The 17,704-nt window shown below is 41.6% G+C and carries 15 protein-coding genes; 6 read left to right on the top strand and 9 right to left on the bottom strand.

From position 1 onward, the window contains the following. Positions 1–70: 70 nt before the first annotated feature. Positions 71–862 (bottom strand): substrate-binding periplasmic protein, encoded by a 792-nt coding sequence (locus SFRI_RS18875; RefSeq protein ID WP_011639088.1) that lies wholly within the window; start codon positions 860–862, stop codon positions 71–73. Positions 863–1,057: 195 nt separating this feature from the next. Here SFRI_RS18875 and SFRI_RS18870 point away from each other — a divergent pair, with 195 nt between their 5' ends. After that, on the top strand, positions 1,058–2,071 hold the full coding sequence (locus SFRI_RS18870; RefSeq protein ID WP_011639087.1) for an NAD(P)H-quinone oxidoreductase: 1,014 nt from the start codon (positions 1,058–1,060) through the stop codon (positions 2,069–2,071). A gap of 376 nt (positions 2,072–2,447) precedes the next feature. Next, complete coding sequence (locus SFRI_RS18865) at positions 2,448–2,885, top strand: hypothetical protein (protein WP_011639086.1); 438 nt, start codon at positions 2,448–2,450, stop codon at positions 2,883–2,885. Between the two features lie 118 nt (positions 2,886–3,003). Here the strand turns inward: SFRI_RS18865 and SFRI_RS18860 are convergent, their stop codons facing one another. From SFRI_RS18860 to cutA, 6 genes are all read right to left on the bottom strand, one after another. Beyond that, entirely contained in the window at positions 3,004–3,417 is a 414-nt protein-coding gene (locus SFRI_RS18860) for a DUF2391 family protein (protein WP_011639085.1), read from the bottom strand. Further along, positions 3,407–4,441, bottom strand: coding sequence for an aldose epimerase family protein (locus tag SFRI_RS18855; protein ID WP_011639084.1), 1,035 nt, complete (start codon positions 4,439–4,441; stop codon positions 3,407–3,409). The genes SFRI_RS18860 and SFRI_RS18855 overlap by 11 nt, the downstream gene beginning before the upstream one ends. A gap of 25 nt (positions 4,442–4,466) precedes the next feature. Beyond that, the gene (gene galK / locus SFRI_RS18850; RefSeq protein ID WP_011639083.1) at positions 4,467–5,609 is read right to left on the bottom strand and encodes a galactokinase; all 1,143 of its coding nucleotides are present in this window, start codon (positions 5,607–5,609) and stop codon (positions 4,467–4,469) included. 172 nt (positions 5,610–5,781) lie between these two features. Next, a complete protein-coding gene (locus tag SFRI_RS18845) occupies positions 5,782–7,452 on the bottom strand; it encodes a cation:proton antiporter family protein (RefSeq protein ID WP_011639082.1) in 1,671 nt (556 codons plus the stop codon). A 452-nt stretch (positions 7,453–7,904) separates the two neighbouring features. Next, positions 7,905–9,767: a protein-disulfide reductase DsbD gene (locus tag SFRI_RS18840; protein WP_041413239.1), complete on the bottom strand. Its 1,863-nt coding sequence runs from the start codon at positions 9,765–9,767 to the stop codon at positions 7,905–7,907. After that, positions 9,764–10,090, bottom strand: coding sequence for a divalent-cation tolerance protein CutA (cutA, locus tag SFRI_RS18835; RefSeq protein ID WP_011639080.1), 327 nt, complete (start codon positions 10,088–10,090; stop codon positions 9,764–9,766). Before cutA ends, SFRI_RS18840 begins: the two co-directional genes overlap by 4 nt. Before the next feature lie 228 nt (positions 10,091–10,318). On the opposite strand from cutA, the gene SFRI_RS18830 reads away from it, so the two are divergent. After that, entirely contained in the window at positions 10,319–10,966 is a 648-nt protein-coding gene (locus SFRI_RS18830) for an FxsA family protein (protein ID WP_011639079.1), read from the top strand. A gap of 195 nt (positions 10,967–11,161) precedes the next feature. Here SFRI_RS18830 and SFRI_RS18825 read toward each other — a convergent pair whose 3' ends face one another. Both SFRI_RS18825 and SFRI_RS18820 read right to left on the bottom strand, forming a co-directional pair. Continuing rightward, positions 11,162–11,539 carry a hypothetical protein gene (locus tag SFRI_RS18825; protein WP_011639078.1) on the bottom strand — a complete coding sequence of 126 codons (378 nt, stop codon included), beginning with the start codon at positions 11,537–11,539 and terminating at the stop codon, positions 11,162–11,164. A 90-nt stretch (positions 11,540–11,629) separates the two neighbouring features. Then, positions 11,630–13,060 carry an MATE family efflux transporter gene (locus SFRI_RS18820; RefSeq protein WP_011639077.1) on the bottom strand — a complete coding sequence of 477 codons (1,431 nt, stop codon included), beginning with the start codon at positions 13,058–13,060 and terminating at the stop codon, positions 11,630–11,632. A 214-nt stretch (positions 13,061–13,274) separates the two neighbouring features. On the opposite strand from SFRI_RS18820, the gene SFRI_RS18815 reads away from it, so the two are divergent. The 3 genes from SFRI_RS18815 (at position 13,275) to SFRI_RS18805 (ending at position 17,695) form a co-directional block, all read left to right on the top strand. Then, the gene (locus SFRI_RS18815) at positions 13,275–13,565 is read left to right on the top strand and encodes a co-chaperone GroES (protein WP_011639076.1); all 291 of its coding nucleotides are present in this window, start codon (positions 13,275–13,277) and stop codon (positions 13,563–13,565) included. Between the two features lie 57 nt (positions 13,566–13,622). Next, on the top strand, positions 13,623–15,260 hold the full coding sequence (groL, locus tag SFRI_RS18810; RefSeq protein WP_011639075.1) for a chaperonin GroEL: 1,638 nt from the start codon (positions 13,623–13,625) through the stop codon (positions 15,258–15,260). A 431-nt stretch (positions 15,261–15,691) separates the two neighbouring features. Next, complete coding sequence (locus SFRI_RS18805) at positions 15,692–17,695, top strand: ATP-binding protein (protein WP_011639074.1); 2,004 nt, start codon at positions 15,692–15,694, stop codon at positions 17,693–17,695. Positions 17,696–17,704: the final 9 nt, after the last annotated feature.

Raw genomic sequence — 17,704 nt, 5'->3', positions numbered from 1 at the left:
AGTGCCAAATGTCTGCAATGTGCAGCCTTGTTGATGCCAATTCCGTATGGCATCACTACAGCAAGCGAGATTAATTAAAGATAGGCAGGAATTTTTGCAGGTTTTTATGACGGGCCTCGTCAGATGTCAGAGCAGGTAATATTTTGTACTTACTCATAATCTGTTGATATTCGCCATTGGCTTTTAGCATCTCGATGCCATTAGTAAAGGTCACCGCGTAAGCTTTATTGTGTGGATTAAAGCCAACATACAAAGGCACCGGTTTGCCTATAGTGCCAGCATAGCGAAGTTGTTGAGTTAAGTTTAATTGACTTGCGGTGTACTCAATGACATTTTTGTTGTCGATGATGACCGAATGACGTCCTTTTACTAGCCGAATAATATTCATAGCCAATGGATCTCTGCCAGAGGCAAAGTACGTATTAGGATGTGCACCAAACCAAGCGTCGAGCTCAACACCATAGTGGTAACCAGTGACTATCGCAGCCTGTTGAGTGTTATTGAGATCGGTAATCTGCTCAAATGTTTCATTACTATCAACAAGAGTATAAAAGTCGTTGCTGTTATAGCCGACAATCACATCAGCATTAATCAATTGATTTTCGACAATGGCGCTAGACGTCAATGCCAGTACAGCGTCGATGTTATTTCTTTGCAGTTCAATCAGTGCGCGTTTATAAGGAAAAATCTGAAATTCAACCGGTTGACCCTGGATCTCAAAAGCGCGACGTGTGAGTTCTACAACGTAGCCTGTTTGGTTGTCGCAGATATAAGGGCACCAAATATCAGAGGCGATACGGATAGGTGCAGCATGGGCGTGAATACTGAAAATAGACAGTAAAACGAACAGGTACTTTAACAAGTATTTTGCTCCATGTTTTGAACGGGCGGGTATAGTAATGGTTTAAAGTGTATAGGCAATCATTTTTGATTAAAAAAGATACTACTTTATGTTTTGCTAACAAACATGCTGAATTTGTGAACAGGTAATCGGCGCCTGTAACAGACTATTAATCCAAGTTACTTTTTGGTAACAATTAACCAAGGTGATATTTTTATGGCGACAGTAAATAGACAATTTACCCATGTAGTGGTTGAACAGCCTGGCGAACCCAGTGTGATGACCATGACTCAATCAACGCTTGCGATGCCAACAGAAGGCCAAGTGACGATTAAGGTGTATGCTGCTGGAGTCAATGGCCCAGACATTAAACAGAGAGTTGGTGCTTATCCACCGCCAGCAGATGCCAGCCCGATTATTGGGTTAGAAGTCGCCGGTGAAATTGTTGCCGTGGCAGACGATGTTACTCAGTGGCAAGTTGGCGATAAAGTGTGTGCCTTAGTGCCTGGTGGCGGCTATGCCGAGTTAGTGAATACTTACGCAGCACATTGTTTACCTATTCCTACTGGTTACAGTTTTGTGCAAGCTGCCGCGTTGCCAGAAACCTTTTTTACCGTGTGGGGTAACTTGTTTATTCGCGGTGGACTTAACGCGGGTGAAACGGTGCTTATTCATGGGGGCTCTGGTGGCATCGGTACAACTGCGATCCAAATGGCGAGTCGTTTAGGTGCAACGGTATTTGCAACCTCTGGCAGTGCAGAGAAATGCCAATACTGTCTTGATCAAGGCGCTAGCGTAGCGATTAACTATAACGAGCAGCATTTTGTTGAGCCGATCTTAGAAGCGACAAATGGATTAGGCGTTAATGTGATTATGGATATTGCTGGTGGCGACTTCATTAACGAAAATCTTAAAGCTATCGCAACCGACGGACGTATGGTGTCGGTTGCCATGCAACGTGGTCCACAAGCAAACGTGGATATTTTCCGCATTATGGCTAAACGAGTCATTTGGACTGGGTCAACGTTACGACCACAAAGCGTGGCGAATAAAGCCCTGATTGCTCAAGGTTTGGCTGAGTTCGTATGGCCGCTATTAAATAGTGGCAAAATGAGTATTCCAATCGATAGTGTGTTCCCATTCTCGCAAGTGGTACAGGCACATGAACTAATGGAGTCGGGTACACACAAAGGCAAGATAGTGTTGGATCTGCAAGCCGATCCTCGTTAAGTGTATTAATCCCTTACCAATACACTTATTTATAATGTGGTTTTAATCAGCGATAAATTTTGATAAAAAACTTGAAGCTTGATGTTTTTAAGCTAAAGTCGTGATCACAAAGTGATTGGTCATAAGGTGGCTAATCACTTGGTGAGGCGTTTATTTTGTGAGAAAAATGACAGAAAAGTGTTAAAAATTGACTACAACCGACATTTTTATGCGATTACGCGAAAAATTCATCGTTTTAGGCATTGATTCTCAGAAATATTCTGTTTAAATACCCACACAAATACAGAACAGATAATCGTGGCGCAGTATGAAGATATTATCTTCAATAATCCTGCACCATTTTTAGAATATGTGTTGATTAAGGGCGTTAGCATATATGTATAACACTGCAAAAAAACAACTTTGGTTTGGTGAATTAAGAACATCGAAAGGTAACACTATCGTCGTTCATGATAATCAATTGCCAGAAGCGTCACCAGGGCGCATTTTCATGTACAACACTATCCGTAATACGATTGTGGAGTACGTAGAAGACATCGTTAAAGTAAACTTACACGACTTAGATGAGCAACAAACAAAAGCTGCTATGGCTGAGTTTGGCGATGCATGGAAAGCGGCGCGTAGTGAGTTTATGGCAAAGCATCAGTTACGAATTGATTTGTCAAAAGTACCCGATACAGCGCCACCGCGTAAGGCTAAACCGGCTCCAGAGCCAGATGAAGCGATTAACGCAGATGATGACATTCCAGAATTTGATGATTCAGATGATGACAATGATAGCTTTGATGATATGGGTGATAGTGTAGACGATTAACCCTGCAGATAACATTGAGTCTCTGGCTCAGAGTGTTGTTGGTTCATCGTATTATTCTGCTTATATCTGCTAAAGATTACTGACCATATAAGGAATAATTCATTATTCCTTATATGGTTTATTCTTTGTCGAAACTGTCGACAATAATCGCACCCATTGATGCGGGCATCGCGATTAAAATAATCCGCTTTAACGCTAAGATTGGATCGGTTATTAATGGCAATTTATTTAACGCCAACAGTACGATACTCACCACCAATAACGTCAATATATACGCCGCAATTACCCGCAAAAAAAATGCTCGTCTGCGCTTAACAATATTTGCCTGAAACACACTCTGATAAGCAAATAAGGTAATAAATGCCAGCGACAATACCACCACCAATACCAAATTTAATGTTGGCAAACTGGCCGACAATCGCCACGCTTCTTCAGAAAATGCAATCGGCACCGACAGCGCAAAAGCCCCAACGGCAATTTGACCAATATCTTCGGCATTGAAATTGGGTTTAACAGGCTGATTATTCGGCATCAAACTGATATCGAGTTATGTGGTGATATAGCTTACCAGGTGTTATCCATACATCGCCGGGTAAGTCTGGCTGATTAGGCGAGTCGGGTAGCATTTGTGGTTCAATACACACAGCTTGATGATCGCTTAATACTCGCTGCTTTTTACCTATCGTACCTTGCAAAAAGTTTGCTCCATAAACCTGCACCCCAGGCTGATTAGTATAAACCGTCATATTGCGGCCACTATTAGGGCTGGCTAAGCAACCAAAGCGCTGTAAATCCGCACCGGGATTATCTAACACATAACAATGGTCAAAGCCCTTAGTAGCGGCTAATGCTGGGCGTTCGGTTTGTACTGACATTGGCGTGGGTTTTGCCATGTCTACATCGCTACCTGCGGTAGGTTGTATTGAGGTCGGCACACCAACATCATTCATTGTGAGGTACTTTGTGGCATCCACTTGGAGAGTATGTTGCTCATTAGTGTCGCTGCGATTACCGTCTAAATTAAAGTAGCTGTGCTGGGTTAAACTAATAGGACAGGCTTTATCGGTACTAGCTAGCATTTCAATGTACAAGTTATTACCCACTAAACGGTAATCGAGTTGCACAGTACAATTGCCCGGAAATCCCATGTCGCCGTCTGGGCTTGTTAAGGTTAAGCGGACGCCATCACTTAAGGTACCGAGTTGCCACAATTTCCGATTAAAGCCTTCAACGCCACCGTGTAAACAATTGCTCGCTTGGTTAACGCTAAGTTGGTATTGATGGCCATTATATTGGGTTTTACCATTGGCAATACGATTGCTGTAACGTCCTGCTATCGCGCCTAAATGGGCTTGTTGAGCCAGATAATCTTCGACACTGTCGCAACCTAACACGATATTTTTACGTTCACCGTTGCGATCTGGAGTCCATAATGATCGAATGATGCCGCCTAAACTTAATACTTCAAGTGCGATGATGCCATTATCAATTCTAACCCGCTCAATCTCACCACCACGGGGATCTTGCCAAGGTTCCAGCACACTAAAACGTACCATTTATGCCTCTCTAATCTGTAAATTATTAGCCGATGCGTCCTGCACCGCCACTCGCTGAACATAAGTATATTGTTGCTTCGATACCTGTTTGCTTAAAATATTGGTTTTCAACTAGGTTAATCACCTCATCGGTAAGGTCATGATTGACCAATGCCAATACGCAGCCATCGCTCATACGTACGCCGCCCTTTTCACCGATTAAATTCGCAATCATGCTCACTAAGGTGTCAATGTCGGCAGTGATAATGTCAAAGTCATCGCGCATTGATGCTTGAGACTGTGCCATTAACTGACTAAAACGGGCAATATTGTTTTGTTGCAAAGCTCTGGCAGCATTACTAGTACGTTGATTTTCGGTAATGACATGGCGTGCTCGACGAAACTGAACATCACTGAGTGATTCTTTATCTGCCGTGAGTAGGCTCAATGATAAATCACGCAAAGAATCGAGGCCAAGTAACTTGGTTATCTGATTACACTCTTGCTTACGTTGTTCAAATTGTTGGGTAAAACCATGACGGTCTTGCTTTAAGTCGATTACGATTAAGCTAAGTTCTTCTGGTAATAGCACCGATTCGCTTTCTAATTCTAAACAATCAATCAATAAGGCATGATCAGGCTCTGCCATCGCGCTAATGATTTGGTCCATCATGCCGCAATCTAACAGCATAAATTGACTTTCGCCGCGTTGAGCTAATTGGGCAATAGCGATAGGAGATAAGTTTAATTGGCTGGCATAACTGATGGCGGTACCAAAAGCGATTTCCAGTGCTGCCGACGATGATAAACCGGCTCCCAGTGGTACGTCACCCACAATGGCTAAGTCTAAGCCCTTAGCTCGTAAACCCGATTGGTTCATAGCAGCGGTTACACTTTTGAGATAATGGCTCCAGTCATCGCCTGCAGCGACTGGGCCTTCTTCACCAAAGTGCCATTGCTTAATTTCCCCAGGGAAAGCGGTTGTCACCGCGCGAAATAAATTATCATCGCGATGCTTTACCGCTATAACAGTATGAAAGTTAATTGCAGCGGGTAATGCGAGGCCTTCGTTATAGTCGGTATGTTCGCCCATAATGTTAACTCGCCCGGGCGCTTGGTATAAATCATCTGGTTTAGTGCCAAATGTTCGAACAAATAATTTAGTGGCGCGTTGAGCAGGGTTTGACATACTTCAAAAAATCCGACAAAGGGTGACATGGAAAGACTTGTTACTTGAGTTATAGCATGTCTTTACCGTGTCTGTAACTGAGATTTTTTTATCCGAAGCAAAATTGAAAATACGCTGTAGTAAACAAAAACGCCTAGAGAGTTATCTAGGCGTTTGCAATTGGTGATTAGTTTTATGATGGCGACTCAGATGTCGTATCGTTTATTGCCGATTGGTTTGGCTGATCACTACTAGCCACAACTGAACCAGGTACCAGTTCTGGTGGTGAATCGAGTAGCTCTTTAATCACATGGTCAACAAAACCGGCGCCTGCAGCTTCATACAAGTTATACACAGTATGAACTCCAGACTCTTTTAATGACTCAGCATCTTCAGCGTATTGCACAATCGCGCTGATTTTTCCTTCGTAATTAAGCTTTTGCAATTGTTGCACTGCAAACAAATTACCCGCGTGATGTGGCATTGCCAGTAGCACTAACTCTAAGTGTGGCGCACGTTCAAGCTTGACCCAAAAGTCAGTATCGCTAGCGTCACCTTGTACAACATTACGGCCTTCATTTCGATGAAAATCAACCAGCTCTTGTTTGTGTTCAATCCCTAAAATTTCGCCGGTGTATTTGGCGCGTAATTCATCATATGCCCCAGAACCAATACGGCCCATCCCTAAGATCAAAAAGCGCGGATTACCAATACGGATTTGTCTGTCTTCTGGGTGTAATGGGTGGCGTTCGAGTTTGGTTAATTTTGATTGGAAACGCTGATAAATATTACTGACGTTATTATTAAACGGCGCTGCAAATAAAAAGCTGATACTTAATGCCACTGCAATAATGATCAACCATTCTGGTGGTAACCAACCCTTGTGTGCCGCTACTGCTGCTACGATTAAACCAAACTCACTGTAGTTACCTAAGTTAAACGAGGCTAATAACGATGTGCGTGAGCGCAATTTAAAGCGGGTTAGCAGATAAACAAACATCAAAATTTTCACTGGAATTAGCGCAACTAAAATCGCCGCTAAACCAATATCGGCCAATGTGGGTAATCCGTTTAACCCAATGGTTAAGAAGAAGGCGACTAAGAATAACTCTTTAAAGAAGTAAATCGACTTGGCTAATTCGGATGATTTAGCATGCCCAGCTAATAAAATACCCACTATCAATGCGCCTAAATCGGGTTTTAAACCGACGGCTTCAAATAACCATGCGCCCACCACTAATGCCATCACAAGGCCAAACAATACCAGCATTTCACCGTGGCCGACGCGATCGAACACTTTATAAATAAGCGGTCTTGCAAGCGGCAGTAATAACAATGCAAACGCCCAAACAGACGGGATGTTACCTTTAGAAATGGTTAAAAAGATCACAGCGAAGATGTCTTGCATAATCAAGATACCAATCGCTACTCGGCCATAAAGTGACTGCATGTCACCGCTGTCTTCAAGCACCTTTACCGCAAATACGGTACTGGAAAAACTTAATGCAAAGGAAATGAGCATTAGTTGATTGAAACTGAACCCGTCGAGCTGCTCAATGCCTAAAAAGCCCAACAACTTCAGCACTGGCACAAAAAATAGAATCGAACCAATTAAATGTAAGCTTGAACCGGCCCAAACTTCGGCTTTAAACAGGCTCTTAAGATCAAGTTTAAGGCCAATGGAAAATAGCAGTAAGGTGACACCTAGGTCAGCAAGTTGCTGCAAAATAGGTAAGCTAGTGTCTTCAATGCCTAAGGTGAACAATACAAAACCAGCAGCAAGATAACCAATCAGTGGCGGTAAACCCACTCGGCTGACAAGCATTCCGCAAAGTAGGGTGATAATCAGGATAGCGGGTTCCATAAAGCGCCTTGAATGAGGGGGATAAAATCTTATTGTATAAGAAAAAAGTTAACTTTCGATGACTTTAATGCGTTAAATGCAAAAAACAGCATCTTTAGTAACTAAAGATGCTGTTTTGCATAATGTTTATTGGGTGAGGTTTACATAGCGCTTTAGCTAGGGTCTGTTGATCTTTTCTGGTTGAATTTTGTTCGAGTTAAAAACGTTTTAATCGAGGCGAATGGATTGATGCCTAGTCATCTAAGCAAAATTCATTCAACAAAGAGTAAAACGTTTTTAGCCGAACCTTTCGGGCAGAGTTTGTTGGTCATTTTTACTGCGTTATCAACTTCTTATGTAGAATAACTACACATCAAAGTCTCAGCCTTGTACAAATGGCCAACAATTCGCTGCAAAAATAACCTTGAAAGATCAACAGACCCTAATGAGCCCGCTAAATTCCTTTCGCTAATTTACTTTGCTAGCAGGATATCTAAATGAGCGGCAAAGTCTTTTGGTCCCATAAAGCCAGTAACTCGTAAATCTTCACGCTGTTTGCCATCGCTATTAAACATTAACAAGGTAGGTAAACCTAACACGCCATAATGTTCTAAAAGGGTGATATCAATGTCATCGCTGGCCGTTACGTCAGCTTGCAATAGCACCATTTGGCTCATGCGCGTGGCGACATCTTTATTTTTAAAGGTAATCGCTTCAAACTCTTTACAGGCCACACACCAGTCGGCGTATAAATCTAACATCACCGTTTTACCGCTAATGCTGGCTTTATCCAATTCAACTTCTAAGTCTTCAAGCGACTTAATACGAATAAAATGATTCTCTTTATTTTGGGTTTTTCCTTCAACACCCGCTTGAGTAATATCTGGGGTTTTATGACCAAAACCTGTCATGATTGCTTGGAAACCATACGAAAAGCTTGCCATCAAAGCCAGTAGTAAAAATACCCCACGAGTGCTTTGTTTCCAGTTAAATTCTGACAACCTGTTTTGATGCATTAAGTAAGCGACTAAGCATATTGCCCATAATGACCAGAGTAAATCGGACACTAAACCAGGCCAAATACGGCCAATCATTACTATCGAGACTGAAATTAGTAAGAAACCAAAGATGGTTTTAATAATGTCCATCCACGCTCCTGCGCGTGGTAAGATTTTGCCACCCGAAGTACCAATCACTAATAACGGTAAACCCATACCCATGCTGAGTACATACAGCGCTAAAAAGCCTTGCAGTAAATCACCAGACTGCGCCACGTAAATCAGCACGCCAGATAACGGCGCCGTGGTACAAGGCGAAGCGACTAAACCTGAAATCACCCCCATCATAAACACACCAATAAGGTTGCCACCTTTTTGGTTGTTCGACATCGAGTTCATTTTTTCTTGCCACTTCGATGGCAGTTTTAAATCGTACATGCCAAACATTGATAAGCTCAGCAGCACAAACATCACCGCTAAGAAAATCAAAATGGCTGGGTGTTGCAAGGCTGCTTGAAACTTAAGTCCGGCAGAGGCAACCACTAATCCTAATAAAGAGTAGGTAATCGCCATGCCTTGTACGTAGGCCATTGATAGAGTGAAGGCTTTAGCGGTAGATAACTTCTTACCTTGGCCAACAATAATGCCCGACAAAATAGGGTACATCGGAAACACACATGGTGTTAATGCTAAGCCAATACCTAAACCAAAGAAAATCACCAAGGTCCATAATAGGCTATCGTTTTGGAGCATTTGGTTTAACGTGTCTTGCTGAGTAATGGGTGCTGCAGGAGCATCGGTTGCCGTTGTCGATGCTTGCGCGTCATCAGGTGCACCAATCACTTTTTTACTGCTTAATGTGCCGTCATTTGCTTCAATCGCTGTTAACGTTACATCGTGTTTGGTGGGCGGGTAACACAAAGTACCTTCTGCACAACCCATAAAGGTGACATGAAATACCGCATCGGCTTGGGCTTCTTTAAATGCGATAGGGATTTCAACAAACGAGTAAAACACCTCTTGGTCGCCAAAGTATTCGTCGTGATGGTTTTTACCATGAGGTAATTCAATATCGCCAATCACTGCACCGTCGACCGAAAACTGCAGCTTGTCGCGATATAAATAATAGCCTTCAGCAATGACAAAATTGATTTTGAGTTGATTACCTTGTTGTTGGTAATCAAACACAAAAGCATCGTTAACCTTCATTAACTCAGGTTCGCTGCTTAAAAAGCTGAATTTATTACTCAACACATTAGCACTGTGTGCTGCTGGCGCGAGTAAAATTGATGACATCATTAACAATGATGTAAGGCATATGGCAACGAGTTTTTTCATGATGGTGAGTTGTCTTTTATCCATTGTAAATAAGGGCCAAAACCACCGATAATCGGAGTGGCAATGAATTCTGGTACTTCATAAGGATGCATTGTGATCACGAGTTGTTCAATTGCAGGGTAATCAGTTGTCATGCATTTTATCTGCATCGGCACTTCGTGTGACTGACAAATGTTATTGTCCCACTGATAAATTGACTCAACGGCTTGGCCTATTTGTACGCATGCCGCCAACTTTGCTTCTACCAATGCCGTCGCAATGCGACAAGCAATGTTAGCGTCTGGGCAAGTGGTAAAAATAAGTAGCTGTTCAGGTTTATACATAAGTTGTCTTAAAGTTTACTTAAGTTAATGCTGTTATCATGCGCAAGGTCATCACAGTACGCTTTTTTAAACGCATTTTCATTAAACTGAGATGATATTCGTGACGCGTCTTGAAAAGAGACCCGTTCACCCCCATTTAAGTTTCATCGGCAACGGTTATTTTACAGGTCGCCACTCTGTTATCTTATAAGTCGTCACTCTATCAAAAAGCGATCCTTAGAGGCCAATATGTTTTTTATTTTATTGTTAATATTTGTTTTAATACCGGTTATTGAGCTCAATGTACTCATTGAAGTAGCCAGCTCAATCGGTTCATGGACCACTGTCGCGCTAGTGTTATTTACCGCGGTTGTAGGTGTGTCATTAGTACGCAGCCAAGGCTTAAGTACTTTAATGAGCGTGCAACAAAAATTAGCCCGAGGCGAAGCACCAGGGCAAGAAATTGTTGAAGGTATGATGTTGGCTGCCGCTGGGGTGTTATTGCTTATTCCTGGTTTTGTTACCGACTTTATTGGCTTAATTTTATTAACCCCATTTACCCGCGCTCCTATTGCGGCATTTTTATATAAACGCATGCAACTTCGTGTTGTGGCTAATGGTGGTATTCCCCCTGGTTTTGGCGGCGGACAAAGTCCTTTTGGTCAATCAGGCCCATTTGCAGGGCAAAAGCCATTTGATCAACAGGGCAACACTTTCGACGGTGATTTTGAACATAAAAATGAACGTCCACGTAGCCATCAAATTGAAGTAGTTGATCTTGATGATGACATTAACAATGATCGTGATGATATTAAAGATAAGCGCCATGACGAAAATCGTGACGATATTATAGATGTCGAGCCCATTAAGCCTAAAGATGACGACAAGCCGTCTTAATACGCACCACTTTTGACACACCATCTTAATACACATTATGGTAATACCAGCTTATTTAACAAGACCAAGTTTGATCTTTTATTTGGCGTGATGTGTAGAGCAGGTTTTATTGAGCGCCGTGTTTAGCGCGTGATAAGAAACAAGGTAAAACAGCCGACTAGTGCAGATGCATTGCTCGGCTGTTTTTGTTTTTGTTTATGCTTCTGTCTTGGAATCGGCTTGCAGCTGGAGTTGCTTATCTTGCTGAGCACCAAACCAAAATGCACTGGCGACACTTAATCCCCAGTTGACTATAAATATCCAAGTGAGTGCTGGCATGGTTGAGTTACTGGCGTCGAGGGCTACGTTGGATACCGCGGCATAAATGGAAGTTAAATCGTTACCGATATTGCCCGCTAAAATTTGCTCCGCAATCACTTGTGCACGGCTAATAATTTGATCCATTATCACCAAAATACACACCACACTGACACTGATAAACCCCCAGCCGAGTAGCTTTTTACCTAGCCAAATCTGGCCACTGCCAGGGCAAACAATGCCAGAAAGCATGGCGGCGTAAATGGATTTTTTCATGTTAAACCAAGATTTTTTACCAGTAATATAGTGTTATTAATCCACCGACACAGTTTAAAAAGCAAGTGTGGCTGCCATTATTAACACAGTTTAATATTCGCCAAGGCGAGAGGCTGATTTATTGGTATCGTCTTGTTCGCCGTCTGTAGCTATTGAGTTATCTGAACAAGGCACAGTGTGCTTAATCTCTTTTGGCTCGCTAATTTGCGTCGCAAGGTAATAGCAAGCTATCCCCATCAATGTATTAGCAATGGGTAACGCCAATAAAATCCCTTTCACCCCACCAACATACGAGCCTAGCGCCGCCAGCGGTAACATTAATAACATTAAGCGGCACAAGTTAATCACCAGTGAACTCAACGGCCTATGGTAAGCATTTAAGCTAGTGGCAACCATAATAACAATGGCAAGTGGCCCATAAGAGGCAGGCAACACCATAATATAAAAACTCAGCCACTCAATAACCAGTGGGTCGTGAGTAAACAATCTTGCGATAGGTTCGGCATAAAAATACAGCGGAATAAACAAGATTGTTTGAAATACAAAAGCAAATCGCAACGACATCAATAAGGCTTTTTTGGCGCGATCAGGTTGGCTGGCACCTAAATTTTGGGCAATAAACGGCATTAAACTCGACGACAGTGCCATCACCACAATCAACAGTACCGACTCAAGCCTAATTCCAGCACCAAAAGCAGCCACACCAGCATGATCAATCCGTGCCAACATCGCCATTATAATGCCGTTGGCAATAGGATTAATCACATTCATTAATGCGGCAGGGCGAGCAATATGGGATAAGACTTTCCAATGTAAAATTAATCGACCCACATCAAACTCAGTAAACTGAACCAGTTTACGTTTGACAATAATTAAGTGGCCCGCTAATGACATTGCCACTAACCAGGATAGTGTGGTCGCAATAGCAGCGCCTTGAATTTCTAAACGCGGAAAAGGGCCAATGCCGAAGATAAGTAACGGGTCGAGGATCAAGTTTACAATCGCGGCTAACATCATAATTTTAGCCGGTGAGTGGGTGTCACCCGTGGCGCGTAAGGCTTGATTACCCACCATTAACAACACCAATGCCGGAGCGCCTAAATACCAGTACCACATGTAGTCGTTAATTAATGGCAAACTGGCACTGTTGGCCCCAAGTAAACTGAAAATAGGTTCAATAAACACACAACCCAGTATCGACAAACCCCAAATAATAAGCAGTGTCATGCACAAGGCATCAAATAAAAACACTCTGGATTCGGGCGCGTGGCCAGAGCCAATCAAGCGGCCAAGATTGGTAGACACACCCGCGCCAATGCCAATGCCGATACTAGTGATGACTAAGGTTACCGGAAACGTAAAGCTCACTGCTGCCAGTGCATCTGTACCCAACTGGCTAATAAAAAAAATGTCCACCAGACTGCCACCTAGAATGGTCATAATCCCAATCAGGTTAGGCAAAGTCATGTTAAGCAGTACACGACCAATAGGTGCGCTGAGCAACCCGTGTCTGTCTTTCATCTATTCTCAAACGTTTGATGTTTCAAAGGAGCCGAATTCTATCAGGATTAGCATTGCTTTAATAAAACAGACGTAAAAAAAGTGCAATTTTTTTTAAAATTCCCCTTGGATCTGTGACCAGTCACCCCCATATCACATGCATCAAGGGGGAAACCCTTATTTGTTAGTCAATAGCCTCGCTTTTTGGGCATCAAATCATTAGGAGAGTTCATAGATGAATATTCGTCCATTACATGACCGCGTTATCGTTAAACGCTTAGAAGTTGAATCTAAATCTGCAGGCGGTATCGTGCTTACAGGCAGCGCAGCAGAAAAATCAACTCGCGGTAAAATCCTTGCAGTAGGCAACGGTCGTATTTCAGAAAATGGCACAGTTACACCACTTGACGTTAAAGTGGGCGACGTGGTGATCTTCAATGAAGGTTACGGCGTGAAGAAAGAAAAAATTGACGGTGAAGAAGTGTTAATCCTGTCAGAAGCTGACCTGATGGCAGTAGTAGGCTAAGCCTCACGCATCAATCGACTTTCCAATTAATCATTAAATTTAAAGGAACATCAAAAAATGGCAGCAAAAGAAGTCTTATTTGGTAACGACGCACGCGTAAAAATGCTTGCTGGTGTTAACATCCTAGCCAACGCAGTTAAAGTAACCTTAGGCCCTAAAGGCCGTAACGTTGTTTTAGATAAAAGCTTTGGTTCGCCAATGATCACCAAAGATGGTGTGTCAGTTGCTAAAGAAATCGAACTAACAGACAAGTTCGAAAACATGGGCGCACAAATGGTTAAAGAAGTTGCTTCTAAAGCCAATGATGCTGCCGGTGACGGTACCACTACTGCAACAGTATTAGCACAAGCTATTGTTGTTGAAGGCCTAAAAGCAGTTGCAGCGGGTATGAACCCAATGGACCTTAAGCGCGGTATCGACAAAGCGGTTATCGCAGCCGTTGCTGAACTTAAACTACTTTCTCAAGAATGTTCAGACACTAAAGCGATTGCTCAAGTAGGTACAATTTCTGCTAACTCTGACGAGTCAATCGGCGACATCATTGCAACCGCAATGGAAAAAGTCGGTAAAGAAGGCGTTATCACCGTTGAAGAAGGCCAAGCGCTTGAAAACGAATTAGACGTTGTTGAAGGTATGCAGTTTGACCGTGGTTATTTATCACCATACTTCATCAACAAGCCAGAAACTGGCAGCATTGAATTAGACAGCCCATTCATTTTATTAGTAGACAAAAAAGTCTCTAATATCCGTGAATTGTTGCCAATCCTTGAAGGTCTAGCTAAAACAGGTAAGCCATTGCTTATCGTTGCAGAAGACGTTGAAGGCGAAGCATTAGCAACACTAGTTGTGAACAACATGCGTGGCATCGTTAAAGTAGCTGCTGTTAAAGCTCCTGGCTTTGGTGACCGTCGTAAAGCAATGCTTCAAGACGTTGCTATCCTAACTGGCGGTACTGTTATCGCTGAAGAAATCGGTCTAGAACTTGAAAAAGCCACTCTAGAAGATTTAGGTACAGCTAAGCGCGTAATCATCACTAAAGATAACACTACAATCATCGATGGTAGTGGCGACCAAGTGCAAATTTCTGCACGTGTTTCGCAAATCAAACAACAAGTTGAAGATTCAACTTCAGACTACGACAAAGAAAAGCTTCAAGAGCGTATGGCTAAGTTAGCTGGCGGTGTTGCAGTAATCAAAGTTGGCGCAGCAACAGAAGTTGAAATGAAAGAGAAAAAAGCTCGCGTAGAAGATGCATTGCATGCAACTCGCGCAGCGGTTGAAGAAGGTGTGGTCGCCGGTGGTGGTGTTGCCCTTGTTCGCGTAGCAAGCAAAATTAAAGATGTTGAAGTATTGAACGAAGACCAAAAGCACGGTGTAGTAATCGCACTACGTGCTATGGAAGCGCCTTTACGTCAAATCGCAACTAACGCAGGTCAAGAAGCATCAGTTGTGGCTAACACTGTTAAAAACGGCGAAGGTAACTTCGGTTACAACGCGGGTAACGATACTTACGGTGACATGTTAGAAATGGGTATCCTAGACCCAACTAAAGTGACTCGTAGCGCGCTACAGTTCGCCGCATCTATTGCTGGTCTTATGATCACAACAGAAGCGATGATTGCTGAAGTACCACAAGATTCTGCACCAGATATGGGCGGAATGGGTGGAATGGGCGGAATGGGCGGCATGATGTAATCTAACTGGTTAAAATCAGTTATAGCGGCGTTACTTTGCCACTCACGTAGAAAAACACTACGCTTCGTGACAAAAAGCCTTGCTCTAAGCTGATTTTTCCTGCGTTAGATCAAGTGTTGTTTCAAGCCTAAAAGCTTAAAGCCAAACTTCTTGTAAAAGAAAAGAGAAAGCCTCGATACTTAACAGTATCGAGGCTTTTTTTTGATATTTTGGGAATTTAAGAGCAGAATCATTCTGATTACTATCGGGAACTTCACTTTAAATATGCTTCTTTTACTCATGAGTTATAACATACTGCACCGTATGTGAATCGATGGAATGAAGAAGCTATCTATGCTACAAAGTCGTCTACAAACAATGATGAGTCGTTATGTTATTAACTATACAAAAGCTTAGTAATTTCATTTAAGGTGTCAAAAAATAGGGATATTATGAGTAATGTAAATATTAGACGTGCTGTCGATAATATAAAATCAGGGATTAACGTATACACACCTTTAGTTGAGTTAATTGTTAATGCAATCCAAGCCATTGAAATGGGATCCACCCAAGGTGGGAAGGTTGAGGTTCTCATAAAACGAGCTTCTCAACTGCAACTCGACTCTAATAACCTTCAGGAAGTCATAGGTTTTATAGTAAAGGATAATGGTATAGGTTTTACTGACAATAATAGAGATTCATTCGATACTTTATATTCGGCTCATAAAATTGCTATTGGTGGTAAAGGCTTTGGGCGATTTACCTGCTTAAAATATTTTGATGATTTAATTATTTCTAGCAATTATATTTTAGGTGATACTAAACTTAATCGATCGTTTAAGATGGGTAAAGCTAATGATATTATAGAAGACGAAAAAATTGTGCCTGCTGAGTTTATTAAATCAGGAACAGTTGCAGAGTTAAAATCAATAAAATCATCAAAATTTATTGACAAAAAGAGCTCGACTATTGCACGAACATTATTTGAAAAACTTCTTCCTTATTTTTGTACCGATGGCTACCAATGCCCTGTTGTTGAATTAAGGGATGAAGCTAGTGATAAAATCATTTCTTTAAATGATTTTCTAGTAAATGAAGGCCGTGGTTCAATTGTAGAATTACCAACGTTTAATCAAAAATTCTTATTGACAGAAAATAATGGTGTTCAACAAATTTTTTGTGCTCGCGTTTTTAAGTTTTACTCCCCTAAACAGCAAAAAAGCCAAGTTAATTTAGTTGCTCATAAGAGGACTGTAACTTCTACGCAAATTCAAAATTATATTCCTGAATTTTCAGAAGAGTTTAATGAAACAATTGGAGCCGGTGTTGTTAGAAACTTTATCTTAAAAGTATATGTTTTTTCATCTTTCTTAGATGAGCATGTTTCACTAGAACGTGGCAATTTTGATTTTCATAAAGATAATGATATGCAATATGGTATTTCACAATCTCAAATAGAAGAGCAAGCAGTGAAAACAGCTCTCGAGGTGGTAAGCGAAGAGGTTGATGAACGCACAAGCAAAAAGCAAAGGTTTGTGGTTGATTATATTAATAAAGAAGCGCCTTGGCATGTGCTCATGCTGGACAGTGTTGATTTGTCTAGCTTACCTATGAATCCATCAGAGGAACAAATAGAACTGACCTTCCAAAAAGCGAAGTTTTATATTGAAGACGAACTAAAAAAGGATGTTAAAGTGATTCTCGCTTCTGATGATAGTGAGTCATTACATGATAAAGCGGCTAATATATTAGATCGTATCTCTGAATCTAACAAAAATGATTTAGCACATTATGTTGCCCTTAGGCGTAGTGTGATCGATATTTTTAAGAAAAGTTTGGAAGCAAACGAAAATGGTAGTTTTTCAAATGAAGGAGTTGTGCATGATATTATATTTCCACGCAAAGGGAATTCAATTAAAACACCTTTTCAAGAACACAACCTATGGCTTATTGATGAAAGGTTAAACTTTACTGAATACTTATCGTCAGATTTACCATTGGAAGGTCATTTATCTGATAGGCCTGACTTGTTAGCTTATGATAAAAGAGTGGTGTTTAGAGGGGAAAACGAAGCTAGCAATCCAGTTATGGTATTCGAGTTTAAGAAACCAAAGCGTAATGACTTTGCTAATCCTTCTTCAAAAGATGATCCTGTAAAGCAGATCATCCGTTACGTGCGTAAAATTCGTGATGGTTATTTCGAAACGCCAGAAGGTCGTGAGATTAATATTGAATCTAACACACCATTTTATGGTTATGTGGTCTGTGATTTTGATGTGAAAGTAAGAGATTGGTTAGAAGAAGAACATGATTTCAAACCTATGCCTGATAGAAAGGGCTATTTCAAATGGCATGCAAGTCTCAATTTATATATTGAAGTATTAAGCTGGGATAAATTATTAAAAGACGCTGGTATGCGAAATAAATTATTTTTCCACAAGTTAGGTATAATTTGAAATTAGCAG

Source organism: Shewanella frigidimarina NCIMB 400, from assembly GCF_000014705.1.
GTDB lineage: Bacteria > Pseudomonadota > Gammaproteobacteria > Enterobacterales > Shewanellaceae > Shewanella > Shewanella frigidimarina.
The sequence above is the reverse complement of the archived record's forward strand: the minus strand, read 5'-3'. Positions and strand labels throughout refer to the sequence as shown.